At 68.1% G+C, this 24,673-nt stretch carries 21 protein-coding genes and 1 pseudogene; 17 read left to right on the plus strand and 5 right to left on the minus strand.

Features of this window, described 5'->3' with window-relative positions; genetic code table 11:
• Nucleotides 1-407 precede the first annotated feature (407 nt).
• Both R5W23_RS05005 and R5W23_RS05010 read left to right on the plus strand, forming a co-directional pair.
• Nucleotides 408-1,424 (plus strand): hypothetical protein, encoded by a 1,017-nt coding sequence (locus tag R5W23_RS05005; protein WP_320685381.1) that lies wholly within the window; start codon nt 408-410, stop codon nt 1,422-1,424.
• Between the two features lie 423 nt (nt 1,425-1,847).
• A complete protein-coding gene (locus tag R5W23_RS05010; protein WP_261188246.1) occupies nt 1,848-2,546 on the plus strand; it encodes an FHA domain-containing protein in 699 nt (232 codons plus the stop codon).
• 87 nt (nt 2,547-2,633) lie between these two features.
• Here R5W23_RS05010 and R5W23_RS05015 read toward each other — a convergent pair whose 3' ends face one another.
• A complete protein-coding gene (locus R5W23_RS05015; RefSeq protein WP_320685382.1) occupies nt 2,634-3,548 on the minus strand; it encodes a dihydroorotate dehydrogenase in 915 nt (304 codons plus the stop codon).
• Between the two features lie 107 nt (nt 3,549-3,655).
• Between R5W23_RS05015 and R5W23_RS05020 the strand changes: the two genes are divergently transcribed.
• Nucleotides 3,656-4,012 (plus strand): hypothetical protein, encoded by a 357-nt coding sequence (locus R5W23_RS05020; protein WP_320685383.1) that lies wholly within the window; start codon nt 3,656-3,658, stop codon nt 4,010-4,012.
• Between the two features lie 83 nt (nt 4,013-4,095).
• On the opposite strand, the pseudogene queC reads toward R5W23_RS05020, so the two are convergent.
• Nucleotides 4,096-4,800, minus strand: a pseudogene (gene queC, locus R5W23_RS05025) (7-cyano-7-deazaguanine synthase QueC); the annotation flags it as partial.
• A 98-nt stretch (nt 4,801-4,898) separates the two neighbouring features.
• Here queC and queF point away from each other — a divergent pair.
• Complete coding sequence (gene queF, locus R5W23_RS05030) at nt 4,899-5,264, plus strand: preQ(1) synthase (protein ID WP_029601099.1); 366 nt, start codon at nt 4,899-4,901, stop codon at nt 5,262-5,264.
• Nucleotides 5,265-5,336: 72 nt separating this feature from the next.
• On the opposite strand, the gene R5W23_RS05035 is transcribed toward queF, so the two are convergent.
• Entirely contained in the window at nt 5,337-5,558 is a 222-nt protein-coding gene (locus R5W23_RS05035) for a hypothetical protein (RefSeq protein WP_261188249.1), read from the minus strand.
• Between the two features lie 104 nt (nt 5,559-5,662).
• Here R5W23_RS05035 and R5W23_RS05040 point away from each other — a divergent pair, with 104 nt between their 5' ends.
• From R5W23_RS05040 to R5W23_RS05085, 10 genes are all read left to right on the plus strand, one after another.
• A complete protein-coding gene (locus R5W23_RS05040; RefSeq protein WP_320685384.1) occupies nt 5,663-6,076 on the plus strand; it encodes a hypothetical protein in 414 nt (137 codons plus the stop codon).
• A 93-nt stretch (nt 6,077-6,169) separates the two neighbouring features.
• Complete coding sequence (locus R5W23_RS05045; protein WP_320685385.1) at nt 6,170-7,297, plus strand: tetratricopeptide repeat protein; 1,128 nt, start codon at nt 6,170-6,172, stop codon at nt 7,295-7,297.
• Nucleotides 7,298-7,342: 45 nt separating this feature from the next.
• Nucleotides 7,343-7,957: a macro domain-containing protein gene (locus tag R5W23_RS05050; protein WP_320685386.1), complete on the plus strand. Its 615-nt coding sequence runs from the start codon at nt 7,343-7,345 to the stop codon at nt 7,955-7,957.
• A 645-nt stretch (nt 7,958-8,602) separates the two neighbouring features.
• Nucleotides 8,603-9,286, plus strand: a complete 684-nt coding sequence (locus tag R5W23_RS05055) for a DNA-3-methyladenine glycosylase family protein (protein ID WP_320685387.1) — start codon at nt 8,603-8,605, stop codon at nt 9,284-9,286.
• A 422-nt stretch (nt 9,287-9,708) separates the two neighbouring features.
• Complete coding sequence (locus R5W23_RS05060; protein ID WP_320685388.1) at nt 9,709-12,132, plus strand: DUF1592 domain-containing protein; 2,424 nt, start codon at nt 9,709-9,711, stop codon at nt 12,130-12,132.
• A 134-nt stretch (nt 12,133-12,266) separates the two neighbouring features.
• Nucleotides 12,267-13,610, plus strand: coding sequence for a DUF1552 domain-containing protein (locus R5W23_RS05065; protein WP_261190760.1), 1,344 nt, complete (start codon nt 12,267-12,269; stop codon nt 13,608-13,610).
• Between the two features lie 343 nt (nt 13,611-13,953).
• Nucleotides 13,954-14,598 (plus strand): transposase, encoded by a 645-nt coding sequence (locus R5W23_RS05070; protein WP_320685389.1) that lies wholly within the window; start codon nt 13,954-13,956, stop codon nt 14,596-14,598.
• A 47-nt stretch (nt 14,599-14,645) separates the two neighbouring features.
• Nucleotides 14,646-16,082 (plus strand): DUF1501 domain-containing protein, encoded by a 1,437-nt coding sequence (locus R5W23_RS05075; protein ID WP_320685390.1) that lies wholly within the window; start codon nt 14,646-14,648, stop codon nt 16,080-16,082.
• 132 nt (nt 16,083-16,214) lie between these two features.
• Entirely contained in the window at nt 16,215-17,258 is a 1,044-nt protein-coding gene (locus R5W23_RS05080) for a hypothetical protein (protein WP_320685391.1), read from the plus strand.
• 288 nt (nt 17,259-17,546) lie between these two features.
• Entirely contained in the window at nt 17,547-18,650 is a 1,104-nt protein-coding gene (locus R5W23_RS05085) for a cis-3-hydroxy-L-proline dehydratase (RefSeq protein WP_320685392.1), read from the plus strand.
• A 93-nt stretch (nt 18,651-18,743) separates the two neighbouring features.
• Here R5W23_RS05085 and R5W23_RS05090 read toward each other — a convergent pair whose 3' ends face one another.
• Together R5W23_RS05090 and R5W23_RS05095 are read right to left on the minus strand one after the other, a co-directional pair.
• The gene (locus tag R5W23_RS05090) at nt 18,744-19,880 is read right to left on the minus strand and encodes an ABC transporter permease (RefSeq protein ID WP_320685393.1); all 1,137 of its coding nucleotides are present in this window, start codon (nt 19,878-19,880) and stop codon (nt 18,744-18,746) included.
• Between the two features lie 9 nt (nt 19,881-19,889).
• Entirely contained in the window at nt 19,890-20,744 is an 855-nt protein-coding gene (locus tag R5W23_RS05095; RefSeq protein ID WP_010042919.1) for an MBL fold metallo-hydrolase, read from the minus strand.
• Nucleotides 20,745-21,056: 312 nt separating this feature from the next.
• On the opposite strand from R5W23_RS05095, the gene R5W23_RS05100 reads away from it, so the two are divergent.
• The 3 genes from R5W23_RS05100 to R5W23_RS05110 all read left to right on the plus strand — a co-directional run bounded on the left by R5W23_RS05100 (nt 21,057) and on the right by R5W23_RS05110 (nt 24,537).
• Complete coding sequence (locus R5W23_RS05100; RefSeq protein ID WP_320685394.1) at nt 21,057-21,692, plus strand: glycine zipper domain-containing protein; 636 nt, start codon at nt 21,057-21,059, stop codon at nt 21,690-21,692.
• A gap of 223 nt (nt 21,693-21,915) precedes the next feature.
• Nucleotides 21,916-23,253 carry a PQQ-binding-like beta-propeller repeat protein gene (locus R5W23_RS05105; RefSeq protein ID WP_320685395.1) on the plus strand — a complete coding sequence of 446 codons (1,338 nt, stop codon included), beginning with the start codon at nt 21,916-21,918 and terminating at the stop codon, nt 23,251-23,253.
• 150 nt (nt 23,254-23,403) lie between these two features.
• Complete coding sequence (locus R5W23_RS05110) at nt 23,404-24,537, plus strand: prenyltransferase/squalene oxidase repeat-containing protein (RefSeq protein WP_320685396.1); 1,134 nt, start codon at nt 23,404-23,406, stop codon at nt 24,535-24,537.
• Nucleotides 24,538-24,673: the final 136 nt, after the last annotated feature.

The raw sequence follows: 24,673 nt of genomic DNA on the forward strand, positions 1-24,673 counted from the left end.
GAGGTGGTGGGCGCGGACGTTTCGCTCCGGTTTTGCGTTGTCGATCGGATCGGGTGGAATGACGCCGGTTGTTCGGGGTAATCCGGGCAAAGTTTGCGGGCGGAAGGCCCCCGTGCCGGTGCCGCAGTTTACCGCGAGTGGACAAGGGGTAGGTTGAACGGAGCGGAGCCGCGCTGCCTGAGCGTTGCACGTCGTTCGAGTGTGAGTGCTTTTTGTGGCACCGACGTTCCTGCCTGTGCCGCCTTCTCACACCGCACAGACAGAAATGTCGGTGCCACAAAGACGGCCGCCACAACAGGTGCCGACGAGCGGACCGAGTGCCCCGTTGCGAACGTTGCTCCTGTGAGTACACCTGCGGCCGACCGCACCGTCCCGCGGCCCGCCCTTCGTCCCGGTCCGGTGCGAACATGAAGAGCTGGTATCTCGTTCCGGTGCTCGCCCTCGCGCTGCCCTTCGCCCCGTGCGGCGACGTGCTCGGCGGTCCCAAGTCTGATCCGCTCGGGCCGAAGGCGTACCCGCCCGTTTACGTCCCGGCGGAGGCCCCACACGGGTACCTGTACCAGCCCGCTGTTGACCTTCGCGCGGTGCCCCGTGGCGACGCCCTGAAGTACGCGCCGCGGGCGGGCGACGTGCTCCTGCTGAGCGACCCCGATCCGCTGTTCACCGCCCTGTACGTGATCGCCCGGAGCGGCCGGCCGGGGCACTCGGCGGTGGTCATTACCATGCCGGACGGCCGCCTTGGGGTGCTGGAATCGGGGTTCAGCTTCACGCCGTGGACGCGGATCACCCCGCTGGACTACCGCCTCAACTTGTACTCCGGGCACATCTGGGTGCGCCCGCGCCAGGAGCCGCTGACGGCGGAGCAGGACCGCAAGCTGACCGAGTTCGCGCTGGCGGCCGAGGGCGGCAAGTACGACCTGCGGAAGTTCGGGATGCAGCTCACGCTGTTCCGGGCGCGGAACCCGCTGGTCACCCGGTTTGCGGGAAAGCCGGTCGGCCCGGGGCAGAAGTACGTGTGCGTGCAGATCGTGCTGGAGGCACTGGTGTACGCGGGGCTGATTGACGCGGAGACCACGCGCCCCGGTGCGACCTATTCGCAGGACCTGTTCTACGACCGGTCCCGGAACCCGTACATCGACCGGCACCCGCCCCTGGCCGGGCGCGGGTGGGGGCCGCCGCAACTGTGGACGCCGATCCCGGGCACGGCCCTGCGCGGGCAGGACCGGCCGCAGCCGCCGAGCGCGTGGCCCGGCCCCGGCGGCGCGTACCGAATCGACCCGATCCCGGTTGCCGACGGCCAGCCCCCGGTGCCCACAGTTGTCGGGTACGTTCCCGGCACGCCGGACCTGACGCTCCCGACCCAAAGCCCCCCGCGCCGCATCAGCTTCTTCGACCGACCGTACCGCATTTTCTCGCGCCGCTGATGGCTCGCCTGCCGGCACGTGCCGGCAGGCCTATTGGGGCGATCAGCAATGCACAGCGACACGTGTCGCCCAAGAAAGAGGGTGCCAACAGCCCCGGAAACGAGTGACCACCGCCGTGGCGGTGTCGCGGGTCCGTGAGCTCTTGAAATGTTGCCAACAACGAACCGGATGGGCGGGTGTAGTCGGTGCCCTTCCGGGGTAAGTAACTCACGACCCGTCAACACATTAATCGCCATTCCGGACTTCGTAATTGTCTTGCCGCCTGGGGGTAGAAATTGACACGCCTGCCTGAAACGCGGACAATGGGCGGCAGTGACGCGTTCCCCGTCGTCGGTTTTTGCGCCCGACCGAATTGGTTGTGCTATACCACTCTCACCGGGCCGCCCGCACTGACCGGGCCAGGCATCCGTACAGGACCCATCCATGCGCACCGTTACCTTCCTGGTCCTCGAAGGGGTTGATAAGGGCCGGGTCTACAAGGACCTGCCCATCCCCGTCACGATCGGCCGGGAAGAGGGGAACGGGCTGCGGCTCAACGACGAGCGCGTCAGCCGGTTTCACGCCAAGGTTCAGGTCGAAGACGCCGACATCATCCTCACCGACCTCGACAGCACCAACGGCACCCGCGTGAACGGCACCGCGATCCAGATCCGCCGGCTGCGTGCGGGCGATCAGGTGTCGATCGGCCGCAGCATGCTGCTGTTCGGCACGATGGAGGAGATCGACGCCCGCCGCAAGGCCGCCGCGGCCCCGATCACCAACGCCGGCGGGCAGGTGCAGACGATCCGCGCCGACGAACTGGCTGCCGCGTCCGGTCGCGTTTCGGTCGCCGACAGCCAGCGCACGGTGGCCCCGGCGCCGCCCGCGGCGGCCAACCCCAACTGGACCGCGTTCGACGACGACGTGCCGCCCCTGCCGCAGAAACTCACACCCGCCCAGGCGGCCCGACTCGCCGAGATCCTCGACTACCTCCACAAAGGGTTGACCACCGCCGTCGAGAACATCGACGCGAACGAGGACGGCACCGAGATCCGCATCGGGTTCGCCGAATGGCAAACGATTCAGGCCGTGCAGATGCTGCTGGCCCGCTACGCGCGCAACATCTCCGAACCCACCGTCTGAGCGCCAGCCGCGACGAACCCGGAGCTTGAGGGAAGGGCGAATGGCCCCTCCCTCAAGCCCCGCCTCGTTACGGCCGTGCTCGGGGCGTCACACGTTCAGCGTGCCGACCACCTGCCGGGCCGCGGTCGCGCCGAGTGATGCGATCGCTCCCGGGAGCGCGTCTACAATCCGCACGCTGGCGGTCGGGTCGTAAAAGTTCGCGGTGCCGATCTGAACCGCGCTCGCGCCGACCACCAGGAAGTCCATCACGTCGTCGAGCGACGCGATCCCGCCCACCGCGATCACCGGCACCGCCTTCAGTTGCCCGATCCGCCAGACCGCGCGCAGTGCCAGGGGCTTGATCGCCGGCCCGCTCAGCCCGCCGGTCACGTTCCCCAGGATCGGCTTCCGGCGCCGCCAGTCGACCGCCATCCCGACGAACGTGTTCACCGCGCTCACGGCGTCGGCGCCGCCGTCGGCCGCGGCCCGGGCGATCAGGGTGATGTCGGTCACGTTCGGCGTGAGCTTGGCGATGAGCGGCAGGTCCGGGCAGGCGTCGCGGCACCGCCGGATGATGCGCTTCGTCAGCTCGGGGTCGGTGGCGAAGTCGGTGCCGCCGGCCACGTTCGGGCACGACAGGTTCAGTTCCAGCGCCGCCAACCCGTCCCGGCTCTGATGCACCCGGGCCGCCATCGCGACGAACTCGTCCTCGCTCTTGCCCGCGATGTTCCCGACGATCGCCGTGGGCAGCGTTCTGAGGTACGGGAGGTGGTGGGTGAGGAAGTGCTCGAGGCCGTCGTTGTCGAGCCCGATCGCGTTGAGCATCCCGGAGGCGGTTTCCACCGTGCGCGGCGGCCGGTTCCCGGCCCGCGGCGCGTGCGTGACGGTCTTCGGGATCACGCCCCCCAACTTCGCGAAGTCCACGAACGGGGCCATCTCCTTCGCGTAGCCGAAGGTGCCGCTGGCCACCAGCAGGGGGTTGCGCAGCGCGAGCCGGCCCAGCGAAACGGACAGATCGATCATCTCTTGCGGTTCTCGGAATTGGTCCATCGGGCGCGTGTAACCGGTGCGACACTCGCGTGTTGATAGGGTATCGGCTCGGTTCCGTGCCCGCCAACGAGGTGCCCGCAATGTTCCGCAAGTTGTTCGCCGCCGCTCTGCTCGTGCTGACCGGCGTGGTGAGCTACGACGCCCGCGGCGTCGATGTGGCTCCGCCCCCGCGTGAGGTGCCGGCCGACACCCCGCCGGCTGGCCCGAAAAAGGGAACCGGGAAGCTCGACAAGAGCAAACTGGACCCCGAAAAGCTCAAAGCGCTCAAGGAGAAGCTCGCGAAGGGCGGCTTCGACAAGAGCAAGCTGGACCCCGAGAAGGTGAAGCAGTTCAAAGAGAAGTTCGGCGACAAGTTCGACAAGAGCAAACTGGACCCCGAGAAGCTCAAAGGGCTCAAGGAGAAGTTCGGCAAAGGTCCGGGCGGGAGCGGGGAGTGAGTGGGCGACACTCGTAGTACGGACGCCTTTCGCTCCCCCGAATCACACGCCGGGCATTCGTCCCCCGCCCCTCCGGTTCTCGTTCACCCGCCGACCGCGTAGGGCGTCGGGTCCGGGACGCCCGCCTCGGCGAAGCCCTTCTTGCGGAGCAGGCACGAGTCGCAGTGGCCGCACGCGCGGCCCGCGGCGTCGGGGTCGTAGCAGCTCAGCGTTAGCGCGTAATCGACCCCGAGCTTCACCCCCTCGCGGATGATCTCCGCCTTCGTCAACTTCAGCAGCGGCGAGTGAACCCGGAACCGCCCCGCGCCTTCGGTGCCGGCCTTCGTGGCGAGGTTCGCGAGCGCCTCGAAGGCGCTCAGGAACTCCGGGCGGCAGTCGGGGTAGCCGCTGTAATCGAGAACGTTGGCGCCGATGAAAATGTCGAACGCGCCCACCACCTCCGCGAACCCGAGCGCGACCCCGAGCAGGATCGTGTTGCGCGCCGGGACGTACGTGACCGGCACCCCGTGCCCCATTTCGCCGTCGGAGCGGTCCTTCGGGACCGCGAGGTCGCTCGTCAGCGCCGACCCGCCGATCTCCCGCAGGTCCAGTTTCACGGTCCGGTGCTCGATCACCCCCAGCGCCTTCGCGACCACGGCGGCGCGCTCCAACTCGACGCGGTGCCGCTGCCCGTAATCCACGGACAGCGCGTAACACTCGAACCCCTGCCCCCGCGCGACCGCGAGGGCCGTGGTGCTGTCCAGCCCGCCGCTCAGGAGCACAACCGCTTTTGACATGAGATGGTTCCGGACGGCGGCGGCCGCGCTTTGCGCGGCGCGCCCTACAAGACGTCAGCACGTTCAGCTATCAACATACTGTGCAACCCCACGAGATGTGCAGCATGGAACTGACCGAAACGCCGTCCGTCGAGCAACTGGAGACGTTCCCGAACCCCCGCCCCGGGCGCGAGTTCGCGGTCGAGATCGTGTGCCCGGAATTTACCAGCGTGTGCCCGAAAACCGGCCAGCCCGACTTCGGCACCATCACGTTCACCTACACGCCGGCCGAGACGTGCGTGGAGCTGAAGTCGCTGAAGCTGTACCTCCAGCGGTTCCGTAACCAGGGGATCTTCTACGAGCAGGTGACGAACCGGCTGCTGGACGACTTCGTGGCGGCGTGCAACCCGGTGCGGTGCAAGGTGGTGTCGGTGTGGACCCCGCGCGGCGGCATCTCCACGACCGTGACGTGCAACTTCGAAGCGCAGAAGAGCTGACACCCAACCGGCGGCAGACGCGGAGCGTGCCTCCCGATCTGCCGCTTGTGCCGGTTGTGCGGAGCGTGCGGCTTACTCGACGACGATCGCGTTCTCGAGCCGGACGTTCGGCAGCGCCTCGAACACGCCCTCCTGGGCGAGCTGCTTGACGTGGTACGAGTTGGCACGCCCGCGGATCACCACGCGCTCGCCGCCGGTGGCGATCTCGACTTCCAGGTTCCGCACCCGGCGGCCGGTACGATCGGTCACGCGCTGGGTCACCAGGTCCAGTAGCGGCATGGGAATTGTGCTCATGGTCTTTGTTATGGTCTCAGGCTTGCTCATGCGTCGGGCAGAAGTGCCCGCACTTTGGTCGCAAAAGCACGCCAGGGGCTTCTTTTCTGAGAGTAGTTGACGCAATGCAAACCGCAGTCCGGAATGTCCCTTCTTCTTCGGATCTCCTCAAACTGCGCGGCACCCGTCCCCTGTTCGCCGAAGAACTGCGCACCCGGATCGCGGCCGGGGCGCGCTGTGTTCGGTTCGAGTATTGTTTCTCGTTGCTGTTCGTCACAGTGCGCCGGCAGTCACCGGTCTATCTCACCGGCTCCTGGCAGGTCCGGTACCTGCGGGGCCTGTGGTTCAGCCTGCTCGCACTCGCGCTCGGCCCGTGGGGCGTTCCCTGGGGGATCGCCTGGACGCTCTGGTCCGTCTGGATCAATACGACCGGTGGCGTTGACTGTACTACAGAAATCGTATCCGTGCTGGAGCCGGGCGCAAGAGTTCCCGCAAACGGGAACGAAATTGCCCCGCACACGGACGTGACTCCCGCCTGACGTGATTACAATCGAAGTAGTCGTAAAAAATTTTCGCCGCGCACCTCAAATGTGTCAGGTGTGTCGCTGTTCGGTGTGCCAGAGGGTGTCACTGTGAGGCGCTACGGCGGGGTCGCTGTTCTGGTCGTATTGGCGTCCCTGCTCACCCGCCCCGCGGCGCGTGCGGCGCTGCACCACCCGGACGAACCGATGGCGGTTCCGGTGAGCGCCCAGGGCGTGCCCGAACCGCTGCCGTTTAGTGAGTTCGCCCGCCGCCGGCTCGTGCTGATGAACGCCGGGAACCCGGACTGGCCCCTCGAACGCCCTAACCCCAACGACCCGCAGAAGATGGTGCGGAGCGACCGCGGGGTGCTCAAGGACCGCATCGACCGGCGCCTCAAGGTCCCGCAGCGGACGCAGGAAGAGAACGTGGCGCTGGCCGTCGATCTGCTCCGCTTCCGTAAGGCCGACGACGCCGACGGCACTCTGGTGGGGCGGCAGCGACAGGGCTATCTGGGTAACGTCACCCTGGCCCACATTGCGGCGGCCCAGCCCAGCCCGAGCGACCCGAAGGTGCTGGACTGGGCGCGGGCGTACAACCTGCTCACGATCGCGAACGAGGAGACCCCGCCCAAGAGCCTCCCGGGGCTGACCGCGCAACAGCTCGCGTGGCAACTGAAGCTTAACAACGGGGTGCTGCTGAAACTGTTCCGCCTGCGCATGGAAGAAGCCCGCAGCCGGCCCACGCCGGAGAACGAGCTGCCGGACGCCATCTTCCCCGTCAATTTCGCCCAGGTGGCCGACGGCGCCCTGGTGCCCGCGGAGCGGGCGAAGCTCCCGCCGGACGCGCTGGCGACGGTGCAGCAACTGGTGCTGTGGTTCCCGCACGACACCCGGCTCTACTGGCTGCTCGCGGAGGTGTACGCGGCGCGGGGCGAGTTCGCGGCGGCCGAGCGGATCATGAACGAGTGCGTCTCCTCGCTGGCGTACAGCAACCGCAAAGTGCTGATGGCGCACCGGGAAGCGGTGGTGAAGGCCGCGAAGGAAAAAGGCCCGACGAACCCCGAAGAGCTGTTGCCCGCCGCGAGCGACGCGCCCGCGACCGATCCGCCCCCGGAAGTCCCGTTCACGCTCGGAGCGGTGTGGGTCTATTTCGGGGTGGTGGGGCTTGTCGCGCTGTTCGCGCTCGTCCGCAAGTTGACGAAAAAGCCCCCGACGAACAACCGCCCGCGTGTCGGCTGACGCTGACCGGACCCGGCCGCGGTCGCGGCGGGCGCGGGCGCCGATATGATCGACACCATCTGGCTGGTTCACCCCGAGCGCGCGATGTGCGACGCCTTCGCGCGCCGCTTCGACGGCCTGCGCAACGTGCGGGTCGTTCAGGGGCGGTTCGAGGATCTGGGGCCGCACGACTGCTTCGTGACCGCCGGCAACGCCTTCGGCATCATGACCGCGGGCATCGACGCCGCGGTGGTGCGGTTCTTCGGCGAAGAGCTGATGGCCCGGGTGCAGCACCGCATCCTGAACGACTACTTCGGCGAACAGCCGATCGGCACCGCGTTCGTGCTGGAAACGGGCCATGCGTCACTCCCCTTTCTGGTCCACGCGCCGACGATGCGGGTGCCCGGCAACATCGACGGCACCGACAAGGTCTACTGCGCCACCTGGGCGGCGCTGCTGGCGGTGCAGGCGTACAACAACGCGAACGGGCACCGGATCGAAACCGTGGCGTTCCCCGCGATGGGCACCGGCTTCGGCGGGGTGCCGTTCGACGAGGCTGCCCGGCAGATGGCAGCGGCGTGGCGCAACTACCTCGACCCGCCGCACCGCCTGGACTGGGAGTTCGTGATCGAGCGGCACCGCTCGGTCTGTTACGACGGCCCGCGCCGAGTAGCGAAGTAGCCGATTCTCCGGGCTGCGGAGTGCCGCGGCAGTGAGACCAGACGGCCGCGCTGTAACCCCCGTTACACCTCATCCCCGCGTGCTGCAACTCAGGCCGTGTCGGATACCCGAGCCGCCCCTGCGGGTTGTGCGGATTATTCGCTGGCATCGGACCGGCCGCGGACTGGTAGCGAGCGGGTAGTCCGAGAGGTAGCGAACGGCCCGCGATTGCCCCGTCGGCGCCCCGTTCCCACGCTCACCCGTTGCACTTCACACTCAAACACCACTCGCTTGACTCTTGTTTCTTGTGGCACAGACATTCCTGTCTGTGCGGCGTGAGAAGGTCGCACAAGCAGGAGCGACTTTGCCGCTTGTGTTGATTATCCGCTGGCAGCGAACCGGCAGCGGACCGGCAGCGGATTGGTAGCGAACGGGTAGTTCGAGAGGTAGCGAACCGCCCGCAAGTGCCCATCGGCGCCCCGCTCCCCACGCCACCCGTTGCACCTCACCCTCAATTGCCGCCCGCGTGAGGACTGTCTGTGCCACAAGAAACAAGCACAACCAACCGGATCGCATCCGAGGTCGCAGAGCTCAAGCGCCCGGTCGCCGAACGCGATCGGGACACTTTGGCTCGCATCTCGCGGCGCACGCTGTTATACTGGCCGCATGTCCACACCATTCTACCAACAGGCCCGGGAGCACCTGTCGGCCGCCTGCCCGGTCATGAACGGGCTGATCGGCCGCGTCGGGCCGTGTCTGCTGATGCCGCGCGGCGAGGACCCGTTCACGCTGCTGGTGCGGTGCGTGATCGGTCAGCAGATCTCGACGAAGGCGGCGGAGTCGATTTACAACCGGCTCGCGCGGGCGGTGAACCCGCCGCCGGAGGGGCCACATCCGGCCGATGGCACGTCGCTGGCGATGTGGCAGCGCGAGGGCATCATGCCGATGGACAAGCTCGCCGCGCTGTCGGAAGCGGAGTTCAAGGCGTGCGGGGTGTCCGGTCCGAAGCAGCGAACGCTCCGGGCGGTCGTCGAGCACGCGCGGGCCAACCCGGACCTGCTGCCGAGCATCGCCGGCCTGGACGACGACACGATCCGCGAGCGGCTCACGGTCATCAAGGGCATCGGCCCTTGGACCGTGGACATGTACCTATTGTTCGGTTTGGGGCGCCCGGACGTGCTGTCGGTGGGGGACTACGGGATCAGGGTGGCTGTGAAAAACCTATTCCGGCTCCGCACGCTCCCGGACCCGGCCAAGCTCACCCGGGTGGCGAAGCCGTGGCAACCGTACCGCAGCGTTGCCCTCTGGTACCTCTGGCGCAGCCTCGACAAAACGCCCCAAGGCGAATGATCGCACCTTTTCTCATACACGTATCCGGTAATACGGCCGCTTTTGTTGATGAGCCGCGACCGCCCGGGAGCGGGGCCACGTATCCGGTTACCGCGGCGGCAGGGGCGGTGGCACGCTCGGGCGCCTGTTATAGCCGCCCGGATCAGGCCATGCAGCGCGGGCCGCGGCGGAGAGCGAAATGAGCGGTGGCATTCGTCGTCAGTGAACCCGCGGTAACGGAACTCGCGACGCCCGGTTACGGCCGCGAGATGCGCGTGGGAGATGGGGCCTCGAATCGAGCGAGCCGGTGCGAACGGCAGACCTTCTCGTTGAGTTTTTGAACCGGCTTCGCTAGAATCCGAATCAAAGAACCCGCCGGCCGGTACTGCTCTCGAATATTCGCTCGCACACCGCCTGAACGCCTTTCTGACCGGGAGACCTCGATGGTGCTGCGCCCCGTTCTTCTCGCGCTCCTCGGTACCGCGACCGCGGCCAGTCTCGCCGCCGGGTTGCTCCTCGCGCGCGGCGAACAGGCGAGCGCCACCGCCGCCCCCAGCTCTCCCATACCCCTCGACGGCCTCGCCGGGGCCGAAACGTTCGTTCGCGCCGCGCCGCCGGCCCAGGCCGAAGACCCCGCGTTCAAAGACAAAGTCCTCCCGTTCCTCCAGAAGTATTGCGTCGACTGCCACAAGGGCGAGAAGGCCAAGGGCGGTCTGGCGCTCGACGGCTACGTGTCCGAGGCCGCCGCACGCAAGGATCGCAAAAACTGGAGCGCGATCCAGCACACCATCTCCTCCGGCGAGATGCCGCCGAAAGCGTCCAAGAAGCCCCAGCCGACGAAAGAGGAGAAGGAGTTCGTCGTCGAGTGGATCGCGTCCTCGCTCACGCGGGTGAACTGCTCGCCCGACGTGCCCAAGGACCCGGGCCGGGTCACCATCCGGCGGCTGAACCGCGCCGAGTACAACAACACCATCCGCGACCTGTGCGGCGTGGACTTCAAGCCGGCCGAGGAGTTCCCGTCCGACGACGTGGGCTACGGGTTCGACAACATCGGCGACGTGCTCTCGTTCCAGCCCATTTTGCTGGAGAAGTACCTCGCGGCGGCCGAGAAGATCCTCGGCACCGCGCTCAACGTCCCCGAGCCCCCGAAGAGCGCGAAGCAGACGTACCGCCCGCAGAACATCCTCGCCACCCCGCGCGACGCGAAGTCCAAGGACCCGGGCGTGAAGATCGTCTTCAAGTCGGAGGGGCAGGGGTTCCTGGAGAAGTTCAACTTCTCGGCCGAGGGCGAGTACCTGGTCCGGTTCCGCGGGTGGGGCTCGAACGTCGGCGGCGCGCACCCGAAGGTGACCGTGCGGGTGGGCGGCGAGGACGTGAAGACGTTCACCGTGGACGGCGAACCGGGCAAGGCCAAGACCTACGAAGCGTCGGTGAAGGTGCGGGCGGGCGAGAAGCGCGTCGCGGTCGCCTTCACCAACGGGTTCGAGGACAAGAACGAGAAGAAGGTCCGCGAGTTCGGGCTGGAGCTGATCGAGATCGAAGGGCCGTTCAACCCGGTCCCCCCGCCCGATTCGGCGTCTGTGAAACAGCTCCTGATCGCCCGCCCCGGCGCCGGCGTGGACGCGCGGGCGGCGGCCGAGACGGTGCTGACCAACTTCGCCCGCCGCGCCTACCGCCGCCCGGTGAAGCCCGACGAGGTGGCGCGGCTGCTGAAGCTGTTCGACCTCGCGACCAAGCAGGGCGAGCCGTTCCACGTCGCGCTCAAGCTCCCGATGAAGGCGGTGCTGGTGTCCCCGCACTTCCTCTACCGCATCGAGGACGACCCCAAGAACGCGAACGACGTCCGCACGCTCAACGACTTCGAGTTCGCCACCCGGCTGAGCTACTTCCTGTGGTCCAGTATGCCCGACGAGGAGCTGTTCAAGCTCGCGGCCAAGGGCGAGCTGCGGAAGCCCGCGACCCTGGAATCGCAGGTCAAGCGGATGCTGACGGACCCGAAGGCGAAGGCGCTGTCGGAGAACTTCGCGGGGCAGTGGCTCCAGTTGCGGAACCTGAAGACGCTGGCCCCGGACAAGGGGTTCTTCCCGGGCTGGGACGACCAGCTCCGGAACGCGATGGTGGGGGAGGCCGAGGCGTTCTTCGAGTACGTGGTGCGGAACGACCGGCCGGTGCTCGACTTCCTCGACGCGGACTACACGTTCGTGAACGGGCGGCTCGCGGAGCACTACGGCCTCAAGGACGTGAAGGGGGCCGAGTTCCGCAAGGTGACGTTGCCGGACGTCCGCCGCGGCGGCATCATCACGATGGCCAGCACCCTCACCGTGACCTCGAACCCGACCCGCACCAGCCCGGTGAAGCGCGGGAAGTGGATCCTCGAAAACGTGCTCGGCACGCCGCCCCCGCCGGCCGCCCCCGACGTGCCCGAATTGCCGCCGACCGGGCAGCTCAAGGGGACGCTCCGCGAGCAGATGGAGCAACACCGGGCGAACCCGAGCTGCGCCACCTGCCACGCCAAACTCGACCCGCTCGGGTTCGGGCTGGAGAACTTCGACGGCATCGGCGGCTGGCGCGCCCTGGACAACAAAAAGCCGGTGGACGCGAGCGGCGAGCTGCCCGGCGGGCTGAAGTTCAACGGTCCGGCCGAGCTGCGCAAGGTGTTGCTGGGCAAGGCGGATCAGTTCCGGACGTGTTTTGCGGAGAAATTGCTTACCTTCGGCCTGGGCCGCGGGTTAGAGTATTACGACAAATGCGCTCTGGACGAGATCACGAAGGCGTCGAAGGAGAACGGGGACAAGTTCTCCGCGCTGGTGCTCGCGGTCGTGAAGTCCGACCCGTTCCAGAAACGGAAGGGTAAGCGCAGCGAATAACGTGGTGCCGACCGACGAACCGTGTTGTTGACCCGCCCTGCCACCGAGATCGACCCGCCGACCGACGATCGAACCACACCCGAAACCGATCACCCCGCCCGCACGGGCGGGGAACGCCTCACAGCGAGCTGCCAATGCCGAAGTCCATTTCCCGCCGGACCGCACTCAAGGGCCTGGGAACGGCCATTGCGCTGCCGTTCCTCGAGTCGTTCGCTTCAGCCGCGCCGGCGTCAGTGGCCGCGGCTGCTCCCAAGCGGCTCGCGTTCGTGTACGTGCCCAACGGCGTGAACATGTCCCAGTGGACGCCGTCCGTGACCGGCGCGCTGTCGGAACTGACCGGCACCCTGGAGCCGCTCAACGCGCACAAAGAGTACGTGAACGTGATCTCGGGCCTCGCGCTCGACAAGGCCCGGGCCAACGGCGACGGCCCCGGGGATCACGCGCGGGCGATGTCCGCGTTCCTCACCGGCCGCCAGCCCCGTAAGACTCACGGCGCGGACATCCGGGCCGGCATGTCCGCCGACCAGCACGTCGCCAGCGTGATCGGCGACCAGACCCGGTTCCCGTCGCTGGAACTGGGCATCGAGCGGGGGCAGCAGGCCGGCAACTGCGACTCCGGCTACTCCTGTGCGTACTCCTCGAACCTGTCGTGGCGGGGCGAGTCCACCCCGAACGCCAAGGAGTGCGACCCCAAGGCCGTGTTCGAGCGGCTGTTCAGCGGAAACGACCCGAAGGAGCTCGCGGAGGCGCGGGCCAAGCGCGAGCTGTACAACAAGAGCGTCCTCGACTTCGTGATGGAAGACGCCAAGGGGCTGAACGCGACGCTCGGCTCCGGCGACCAGAAGAAGCTCGACGAGTACCTCAGCAGCGTCCGCGAGGTCGAACTCCAGATCCAGAAGGCGCGCGAGGCGAACAAGAAGCCGGTCGCGAAGCCGGACATGGCGGCCCCGACCGGCATCCCGAAGGAGGTCCAGGACCACATGCGGCTGATGGCCGACCTGATGGTACTGGCCTTCCAGACGGACCTCACCCGCGTGGCCACGCTGCCGTTCGCGAACGACGGGAGCAACCGCCCGTACAAGATGATCGACGTGCCGGAAGGGCACCACGACCTGTCGCACCACGGCCGCGACCCGAAGAAGCTGGAGAAGATCGCGAAGATCAACGCGTTCCACATGCAGCAGTTCGCGTACCTCGTCGGCAAGATGAAGGCCGTGAAGGAGCCGAACGGCAGTTGCCTGCTGGACAACGTGATGCTGGTGTACGGCAGCGGCATCGGCGACGGGGACCGGCACAATCACGATGACCTGCCGATCCTGCTCGCGGGCAAGGGCGGCGGAACGATCACCGGCGGGCGGCACATCGTGTTCCCGAAGCGCTCCGACGTCCCGCTGACGAACCTGTACCTCGCGCTGTTCGAGCGGATGGGCGCCCCGGCCAAGGCGTTCGGCGACAGCACCGGCGTGCTGAAGATCTGATTTACGGTCCGGCCAGTCGCGACGGGGCGTGCGGGTGAGGGGTGAACGTTACCCCTCGCCCGCACGCCCCGCCCGCTTGACGGTAGTCACGCCTCCGGCGCCGGAGCGCGGGCCTCTGGCCCGCTTGAGGTTGGCGGTTCGGTGCGGCTCCGCGTGAACTCAACGCTCACTCCCAGCGCCGGAGCGCGGGCCAGAGGCCCAATGGCACTTAACTTTATCCTTGGCCATGCGTGCGTGCCTGGCTGCTAAGATATTATGCTCCCGTGCGTTAGGCTGCACCGGGTGAGCACCTGTACTCGAGCGGCGGTCGCTGGCCCACGCGGCCGCCGCGGGCGGGCACCGGGTGCTGGTGCGGCTCACCCAGGCGCGGTTCCGGTCCCTGGCCCGCGGCGCCCGACCGGCCGGGGACGGGCGGTGGTCCCTGACGTGGACCCCGACGGCCGCGGACCGCAAGGGGAACCCGGGCCTGGGTCCCGACGCGTCGGTCACCGGTTGGCGGCACCAGGTGGTGGTGCGCGCGGACCTGACGCGGTGGCTGTTCGCCACGGTGGACGGGACCGGGGCCGAGTTGGGCCCGTTGTACCGGCGCCGCCCGGATGTGGAGACCGACATCCGGGACGTGAAGCGGACCCTGGGGGTGGACCAGATGCGGGGGCGCACCGTGCCCATGGTGGACAAGGAGCTGAGCGCCTGGCTGCTGGCGTACAACTTGGCCACCCAGGTGCGCCGGGCGGCCGCCGGGGCCCGCGGGGTGGAGCCCCGGCGGATCAGCTTCGCGGCGGTCTGGAGCTTGGTACGGGCGATGGTCCCGGCACTCCGCCCGGGGCCTCCCGAGGGGCACTTGGGGGCGTGGTTCGAGAGGCTCGTCCGGGCGGCCGGACAACGGGTGCTGCCGAACCGGCCGCCCGGACGACAGTACCCGCGCGAGCTCATACCACGAAGTCGCGGGTACCCCGAGCGGAAACGGACTAAGAAACAAACGACCTAGAAGTTAAGTGCCATTGGGCCTCTGGCCCGCGCTCCAGAAAGGCACCTATGAACCGGCGTGACTTCCTCTTCCACTCGGGCGGCGGGCTCGGCGGCCTCGCGCTCGCGGCGCTGCTCGGCGCGGACCGCGCCCGCGCCGACGGCGGCGTGCACCACAAGCCCAAAGCCAAACGCGTGGTGCAACTGTTCATGGCCGGCGGCGCCAGCCACATCGACCTGTTCGACTTCAAGCCCGAACTCGTGAAGCGCCACGGGCAGGAGGCGAACTTCGGCGAACAGGTCGAGGCGTTCCAGAACGGCCTGGGGCCGTGGCTCAAGCCCGTGTGGGAATTCAAACCTTACGGGAAGTGCGGGAAGCGACTCGGCGAGGTCGTCGCGCCGCTCGGCGGCGTGATCGACGAACTGGCGTTCGTTCACAACATGGTCGGCAAAACCGGCGTCCACAGCCAGGGCACGCTGCTCCAGGCCACCGGGTTCAACCGTCCCGGGTTCCCAGGAATGGGGTGCTGGGTGAGCTACGGGCTCGGCACCCTGAACGCGAACCTGCCCACGTTCGTCGTGCTCCCGGACCACCGCGGGCTGGCCTCCAACGGCACCAAGAACTGGGACAGCGCGTTCCTGCCCGCCCAGCACCAGGGCACCGCAATCTACCCGGGCACCAAGACGCCCATCGAAGACCTCTTCCCGGACGAGCGGGCCACGTTCGTCACGCCCGAAAGCGATCAGGCCGGCGGCGCGCTGCTCGCGCGGCTCAACCGCCAGCACCTTGCGACCCGGGTGGGCGACGAGCGGCTGGAGGCGCGCATCAAGAGCTACGAACTCGCGGCGAAAATGCAGCTCGCCGCGCCCGACGCGCTCGACCTCTCACGAGAGACCAAAGAAACACTTAAACTGTACGGGCTCGATCACGGGAAAGGGACGTTCGACAAGGACATCAACCCGGTCGAGGAGACCGATTACTTCGGCCGCAAGTGCCTCGTCGCGCGCCGGCTGCTGGAGCGCGGCGTGCGGTTCGTGCAGATTTGGAGCGGGAACGACAACGGGTTCCCGCGGCGCAACTGGGACTCGCACGAGGACGTGAAGCGCGACCACGGCCCGCTCGCGCACGGGATGGCCCGCGGCGCCGCCGCCCTCATCGCCGATCTGAAGCGGACCGGGCTGCTCGACGACACCATCGTCCTCTGGACGACCGAGTTCGGGCGGATGCCGTCGTCGCAGGGCGGCAAGGGCCGCGACCACAACCCGTACTGCTTCACCAACTGGCTCTGCGGCGGCGGGATCAAGGGCGGGACCACGCACGGCCCGAGCGACGACTTCGGGTACAAGCCCGCGGACCGCAAGAGCCCGACCGAGGTGTACGACATCCACGCCACGGTCCTGCACCTGCTCGGCATCGACCACACCAAACTGACGGTGCGGCACAACGGCATCGACCGCCGGCTCACCGACGTTCACGGCCACGTGATTAACGAGCTGATCGCGTAAAAGCGTGAAGTGGCTTTCGGCCGCCGCGCGATCGTCGAACCATGAGTGCGAATCCGGGCGTCCCGATCCTGACCGTGTCCTACATTTGACGGGCCGCGTGGATTGGGGCACGCGGCTCAGAGGATTACGGCCGTGACAGATCACCTCGGTTCCGTCCCGCCCGGCACGCGGCACGGTTTTTGGGATCAGTTCCGGCGCACGTTCGGGCCGGCGCTGGTCGGCCTCCTCGCCGCCCCCGCAACGGCGGCCGTCGCGTGCACCTCGTTCGCGGTGCTGCTGGTTAACGTGTCGAACACGTACACCCAGTTTCCGGGGCTCGAAGCGCCCGCGCTCGCGGTTCCCGTCGCACCGCCCACCGCGGTTCTCTGGGCGCTCGCGGCGCTCGGGGCGGTGGCACTCGTCGGTATCGGTCTGATTGTGGCCCGGGTCGCACGCCCGGCGAACCACTGGGAAGGTGTGTCGGCCGGTTTGAGCGCCGCGCTGACCGCCACCCTGGCGGCTTACGCGGCCGGAATCGGCTGGACGGCAACGCTGGCGATGGTCGTCGTACCGGCGATCGCGGACCTGACCACGCTCGGCAACGCGACCCGAATGCCGGCGGACGGGCGCGGGGTTCCGTCGGACGCTCTGGTCGAGCGGTACGAGGACCTGCGGACCGTGCCCGCCGATACGCGCGGCGGCGTGTTCTTCGCAAAAGTCGTTGCGGATCAGGTACTCGGCAGCGCGTCCGCTCCGGCCCTCGGCCTTGGGATTTCCCTGGCGACGGCGGGCGTCACTGTGTTCTGCGGCACCGTGGCGGGCGGGTGGATGCTGAGGCGTGGCGAGTCGTTCCGGGCAACCGCGATACCGTACATCGAGTTAACCGGCGCGCCCGCACTTGCCCTCGGGCGGTTGGTTTCCGGCGTCGTGGGTCTGGGGCTGCCGCCGACACTGATCGGGGCGGTGTGCCTGGTGATCGCGACCGGTTTTGTGATGCGCGGGGCGGTCGCGCGGTGGGAATGGCCGTTTCGCGTGTCCGCGGCCGCCGTTTGGGTTCTTGTGCTGTGTGGCGTGGGACTCGATCACGGACCGGCTCATGCGTTCGATGTGATAATGTGCTTGGTGTACGCGGGCGCCGGAGCACTCCTGACCCGGCGCTGGCGCGCGACCGCTCCCCTTGGCGCCGCTCAAGTTTGATGCCCCTTCCCACCTGAACGCACCGCGTCGGGCCGTGTTTCGCGGGCCGACGCGCGGTGCTTCACTTCTCGCGAGCGGGAGCAACCGACGCCGCATCAATCGCCTTGAGACGTTGCACGTCTCAAGGCACGGCCTCACCGGCTCGCCGCCGGTGCGCACTCCAACGGCAATAGCCCCTCCCACCATTGCACGCGCCTCACTTTCGGAAGATTCACAGGGCAAAGCCGGTGTTCCGTTTCGTAGGTCTGATCCTGTGAACCCGTCGAATCCCTTTGTTCAGGAGCGGTCATGCGCATCACCCGAATCGCGGCGTGGCAGGTCGATCTGCCGTTGCACGAGGGCAGCTACAAGTGGTCCGGCGGTAAGTCGGTCACCGTGTTCGACAGCACCGTCGTCGCGGTGGAGACCGACGCCGGCGTGGTGGGTTACGGCGAGGTGTGCCCGCTCGGCCCGGCGTACCTGCCGGCGTATGCCAACGGCGTGCGCGCCGGGCTGAAAGAGATCGCCCCCGCGCTCATCGGCCAGGACCCGACCCAGCTCGGCAAGCTCAACCGCCTCATGGACGCGGCCCTCAAGGGGCACCCGTATGTGAAATCGGCCGTCGATGTCGCGTGCTGGGACGTGCTCGGTAAAGTGAGCGGTCTGCCGGTGTGCGCGCTGCTCGGCGGGCGGTACGGCGAGGACTTTCACCTCTACCGCGCGATCTCGCAAGAGGCGCCCGACGCGATGGCCGCCAACGTCGCGGGCTACCGCGCCGAAGGGTACCGCCGGTTCCAACTGAAGGTCGGCGGCGACCCGGACACCGACATCGAGCGCATCAAGGCCGTGGCGGCGGTGCTGAAGCCGGGCGACCGGCTGGTCGCGGACGCCAACACCGGCTGGCTCCAGCACGAAGCGATTCGCATCTCGAAAGCGGTGCGCGACCTCGACGTGTACATCGAGCAGCCGTGCCTCACCTACGACGAGTGCCGGGCCGTGCGGCGGCAGATCACGCAGCCGTTCGTGATGGACGAAAACATCGACGGCATCGACGTGCTGATGCGGGCGCACGCGGACGGCGCGATGGACGTGGTGAACCTGAAAATCAGCAAGCTCGGCGGGCTGACGAAGACCAAGCAGCTCCGCGACCTGTGCGTCTCGCTCGGCATCGGGATGACGCTCGAAGACAGTTGGGGCGGGGACATCGTCACGGCTGCGATCTCGCACCTGGCGCACAGCACGCCGACCGAGTTCCTGTTCAGCTCGACGGACTTCAACAGCTACGTCACGCGATCGATCGCCGACGGCGCCCCGCAGCGCGTCAACGGCCGGCTCGCGGCCCCGACCGAACCGGGTCTCGGCATTCGACCCAAGCTGCGTGAGTTCGGCGCGCCCGCGGTGGACGTGAAGTAGTGTTTCGTTTTGTGGCACAGACATTCCTGTCTGTGCTCGTTTGCTGCGCGAAGCCGCACAGACAGGAATGTCTGTGCCACAAAACAAAGGCACTCACCGAATGTTGTGCGCCGGGTCCACGCCCTGGAACGACCGCAGCGCCGCCATCCCGGACCCGAGCGCCATCAGCATCGTGACCGCCGCGGAGCCGAGCAGAATGTACGGGTGCAGCCGCACCGCCGTTCCCAGCGCGTTCGCCCCCTCGGCCAGCGCGAGGGTGATCGGCGCGGCGAGCGCCAGCCCGAACAGCCCGACCCAGAACGATTGCACCAGCACCGAGAACTTCAGCCGCCACTTCGGGATGCCCATCGCGCGCAGCGTCGCGAACTCGCGCTGGCTGGCGGCGGTCGCGGCGAACAGCGTCTGACTCGTCACGACGGCGCCCACCAGCAGCCCGAGCAGCGCGGTGAACCCGATCGCCACCCCGGCCTTCGTGGTCGTGAGCCAGTGCAGCCGGGACCGGGCGGAGAACTCGTCCGACGTGAACGCGCTCAGTTGCGGGTAGCCGTTCATGCGCCGCGCCGCCGCCCCGGCGTCGCCCGGGTGCTTGCACCGCGCGACGAGGTACGTCACCTGATCCGGCTGGTAGCCCAGCAGCACCCGGGCGGTTTCGAGCGAGCAAAACAGGTACGGCCCGCCGAGGCTCCGGCACCCGGAAACGAGCCCCGCTACCCGCACGCGCCGGCCCACGACCTCCGCGGTGTCCCCGACCCCGCGGACCCCGAGCCGGTCGAGTTCGGACTCGTCCACCGCCACCGCCATCGGCTCGGCCAGGGCGGCGAGCAGTTCGGGGCTGTTGCGCACCACGTCCGGCGCCGCGAGCGACCGCGGGTCCAGCCGCGCGCCGACCACGTTGCACACCTGCGTCGTGGTCCGGGCCGGATTCGCGCCCTGTCGGGTCCACGGCGCGAACCCGATGATCGCGCCTTCCGCCCGGTCCACTTCGGGCTGGGCCGCCAGCCGGGACACCCACCGCTCCGGGATGGGGCGCCCGAAATCGACGCTCCGCACCGACGGGAACGCCACCCACACGTCGGCCGGCGCGCGGTCCACCGGCATCGACAGCACCGACAGCAGCCCGAGCACCAGCCCCGACTGCACCGCGACCAGCACCGCGCTGAACGCCACGGCGAGGATCGCGGGCAGGAAACGCTGCCGCTCGTACCAGATGGTAGAAAGTGCGTAGCCCAAACGCGCGCCTCACACCCAGAACCGCATCCGCGCCTTCAGGTCGGCGGGGAGCTTGTTGTCGAGCAGCTTCCGCACCTCGTTCGGGTGGTACCGGGTGCTGAAGTGCCCCGCGATGATCAGCTCGTTCTTGAACCGCTGGGCGCGCTCCACGAAGTCGTCCAGGTGCATGTGCCCGAACTTGTGGATCTTGTCGCGCCGGTGGGCCGCCCGCACGAAGCTCATCTCGGTGATCAGGATCTTCGCGTCGAAGCACGCCGGGCACGCGTCCAGGCCCGCCGGGGCGGTGTCGCCGGTGTAGGCCACGATCGGGATGCGCACCTCGCGCGTGATCGCCGTCCCCGCGAGCTTCAGCTCCTTGATCTTGTCGCCGGGCAGCCCGATGTACTCGTCCTTGAGCTTGTTGCGCCGCTCCCACACCACGAACCCGCGGCTCGGGATCGTGTGGACCGTGTTGAACACCGTCACCACGTGCTCGCGCGTCAGCTCGATCTCGTCGCCGGCGGTCAGCCCCTTCAGGTGCGCCAACTGGCGCCCGCGGTCCAGGCGGTGCATGACCGCCATCAGCTTCTTGACGTCTTCGAGCCCCTCGGCCGGCACGTACACCGTCGGCGGGTCCATCTTCATCATGCGCCGCCGCGCGACGTACACCGGCAGCGCCGCGACGTGGTCCAGGTGGGTGTGCGACACGAACCAGTTCGGCGTGCCCATGAAGTCCCACGGCTGCGCGCCCAGGTCGAACCCGATCTTCAGTTCGGGGATGCGCCAGTAGCTCTGCACCGCCGCGCGCGACCACCCCTCGATCGTGAGCCCCGCGTGGGTGATCGTGTGGTACGGGGCGTTGTCTACCGGCCGATCGGGCAGCATGTCTGGTCCTTTAGCAAATCTGGCGGAATCGACGCTTCCCATCTTACTACCGACATCATGAGTGCGGGCGCGGTTCGTGGAGAGCCGATAACGGTGGGGCCATGTCGTCAACGGCGGGGGTGGGCGGATCGGGACCGCTTGTGCGGGCTGGGCGGGCCGTGCCGCACGGTATACGGGCGTTGCCACTTGTGCGGCGCCGGGCGGTGCAAGTTCGCGCCGCCGGACCGTTAAACTGGTGGAGCGGAACCGCGGTTGACCAGTCCGCCCGAATTCGCCATAAGCCCTGCCGGGTTGGAATACGCAGAGGGTCAGATGGTTCACACGAACTTTCGACGGCTGCTCGCGCTCGGTGCGCTCGCGTACGCGGCGGGCGGGTCCGGGTGCTCGACCATGAACAACACGGAGCGGGGCGCCGCGATCGGCGGCACCGGCGGCGCGGCGGTCGGGGCCGGGATCGGCGCGCTGACCGGGCGACCGGTGGCCGGCGCGCTGATCGGGGGCGGACTCGGGGCCGCGGGCGGCGCGCTCGTGGGTAACGATGTTGACAAGCGCGAGCAGCGGGACCGCGAGGTGGCCCAGGCCGCGGCGCTCGCGGACGCCCAGGCCGCCGGCCAGCGGGTCGGGGTGTTCGACGTGATCCGCATGGCCCAGGAGGGCCAGGACGATCAGGTCATCATCAACCAGATCCGCTCCACGGGCAGCACCTTTTCGCTCACCGCATCGGACCTGAGCGAGCTGAAACGGAACGGGGTGTCGGCGCGGGTCATTGCGGAAATGCAGACGACGCGCCCGGCGGCCCGGCCCACGCGGGTGGTGGTCCGCGAGCCCGGCCCGGTGATCTACGAATCGCCCCCGCCGGTGGTCCTTGTGCGCCCCGCGCCGCCGGTATACATCGGTCCGCCGCCGCCTTACCGTTACGGCTACGGATACGGATACCGGCACTGGTGATCCGTTCCGGTTGCTTGTGGTAACGCGGCCGTCCCGGCCGCCGCTCTGCCGGTGAAGTCGCGTCGCGCGTTCCGCGCGGCGTCGCTCACCCACAGGGCGGCGGCCGGGACGGCCGCGTTACCGGCGAACACTTCTCCCGCGCTCTCCCGCAGCGGCCGGCGCACTAAACTAGTGTGTACCTCCCCATCCGCCCGCCCCCCGCCCCCTCGGAGCTGCTGCCACAATGACGCTGCGCGTTCGCTTACTGGTTTGCGCGTTCCTGATCGGCGCGACCGCAACGACCTCCGTTTCCGCGGACTGGCCGGGGTTCCGCGGCCCGAACCGGGACGGCGTGTCGCCCGAAACCGGCCTCCTCAAGACGTGGCCCGAAGGCGGGCCGAAGGTGCTCTGGACCGCGAAGAACCTCGGCCTCGGCTGGGGCACGCCGTCGGTCGCCGGCGGCGTCATTTACGGTGTCGGCACCCGCGACGACAAGGACGGCGTTTGGGCCGTCAAGGAGTCCGACGGCTCGGAGCTGTGGTTCTCCCCGTTCGCCGCACCCGCCGGGGACCTGCTGAACCAAACCAACGGCCCGGCCAGCACGCCCACCGTTCACAACGGCAAGGTGTACACCGTCAGCGCGAACGGCACCGTGTCGTGCCTGAACGCGAAGGACGGCAAGCCGGTGTGGGCGAAGAACTACCAGAAGGACTTCGGCGGCGCCCCGGGCGGGAAGGCCGGCGTGGCGTGGGGGTACAGCGACTCCGTGCTGGCCGACGGCGACAAGATCGTCTGCATCCCGGGGGCCAAGGGCGCCGCGGTCGCCGCGCTCAACGCCGACACCGGCGCCACCGTCTGGAAGGCCGACGCGGGCGAGATCGGCGACCCGAAGGTCAAGGGGTTCGCCGGCCAGGGCTACTCGTCGCCGGTCAAGGCGACCATCGGCGGGGTGCCGCAGTACCTCGCGCTGCTCGGCAGCGGGTCGGGGCTCGTCGGCGTCAGCGCGGACACCGGCAAGGTGCTGTGGCAGTACAAGGGGACCGCGGCCACCGGCGGCGTGGCCCAGATCCCGATCCCGATCGTCAAGGGCGACCTCGTTTGGGTCTCGTGCAGCTACGCCGGCGGCTCCGCGCTGCTCCGGATCGTGCCGAAGGGCCAGGGCGGGTTCGAGGCGAAGGAGCTGAAGACGTACAAGAAGCCGGAGCTGAACAACCACCACGGCGGCATGGTGCTGGTCGGCGATCACATCTACTTCGGTCACGACCAGAACGGCGGCAGCCCGGTGTGCGTCGAACTTAAGACCGGTGAGATCAAGTGGGGGCCGGAGAAGCCCCCGGCCGGCGGCCAACGGTCCGCCGCGGTCCTCTACGCCGACGGCCGGCTGTACTTCCGGTACGAGAACGGCGTGCTGGTGCTCATCGAGCCGTCGCCGGACGAACTGAAGGTGGTGTCGTCGTTCAAGCTGCCGACGGCCGACCAAAAGTCGTACCCGCAGAGCTGGCCGCACCCGGTCATCGTGAACGGCAAGCTGCTCATCCGCGACCAGACGGTGATGTACTGCTACGACGTGAAGGCCAAGTGACCGCGGCCACGGGTGGGCGCCCCGCGACCACCCGTGGGCACGACTTAACCACCCGCACCGTCAGCACTTCGCACACGCCCGCGTTTTCTCGTTGGGCTCCGGATTTGCTCCGTAGGATGTCACCACTGACCCTCCTGCGGAGCGCTCGATATGCTCAAACTGCGTTTGCTCGTGCCGGCCCTCGTCCTCACGGTCGCGGCGGCACTGGCCCCGGCGGCCCCGAAGGCGCAGCCGAAAGAAGATCCCATCAAGGCGACCGCCGAGAAGGCCGCCGCGTACCTCAAGAAGTCGCAGAACGAGAACGGGAGCTGGTCCGCCGAGCCGCAGAACCGCGGCGTCACCGGGATCGTGGTGACGGGGTTGATCCGCACCGGCACCGGGGCGGATGAGGAGCCGGTCGCGAAGGGGATCAAGTTCATCGAGGGGCTCGTGAACGAGAAGGCCGGGCACATCGCCGGGAACGACTCGAAGGCCGGGCTCATCAACTACACCACCAGCATCAACATTCAGGCGCTCAGCGCCGCCAACAAGGCCGACAAGTACAAGGGCGTGATCGGCAACGCGGCCAAGTACCTCAAAGAGTACCAGTGGGACGAGAACCGCGGGAAGAAGGACGACAGCGACTACTACGGCGGCGCCGGGTACGCCGGCGACAAGTCCCGCCCCGACCTGTCCAACACCGCGTTTTTCCTTGAGGCCCTCAAGGCCGCCGGCGTGCCGAAGGACGACCCGGCGTTCAAGAAGGCGCTGGTGTTCGTGAGCAAGTGCCAGAACCTGGAGAGCGAGTTCAACAAGGCGCCGTGGGCCGCGAAGGCCAACGACGGGAGCTTCATCTACACCGGGGCCAACGGCGGCGAGAACCGCCGCAGCGACGACACGAAGGGCGACACCGGCGGCTACGGCAGCATGACCTACGCGGGCGTGAAGAGCATGATCTACTGCGGGCTGTCGAAGGACGACAAGCGGGTGCAGAAGGCGCTGGAGTGGATCGGCAAGAACTACACCCTCGACAGCAACCCCGGCATGCCCGAGGCGAACAGCCAGCGGGGGCTGTACTACTACTACCACACCTTCGCCAAGACGATGGACGCCCTGGGCGTGGACGAGTTCACCGACGCGAAAGGCGTGAAGCACGACTGGCGCGCCGACCTGCTCGCCGCCATCACGAAGCGCCAGGAGGCCGACGGCAGCTTCGTGAACAAGAACGACCGCTGGATGGAAGGCGACAAGAACCTCGTCACCGGCTACGCCCTGATGGCGCTGAGCTACTGCAAGAAGAAGTGAGCGGTTGGTACCGGAGGGCAAGCGGCGAGCGGTTGAAACGTGCCTTTGCCCGCGCCGGAGCGCGGGCCAGAGGCCCAATGGCACTTAACTTTATCCTTGGCCATGCGTGCGTGCCTGGCTGCTAAGATATTATGCT

The organism is Gemmata algarum (assembly GCF_034097035.1).
GTDB lineage: Bacteria > Planctomycetota > Planctomycetia > Gemmatales > Gemmataceae > Gemmata > Gemmata algarum.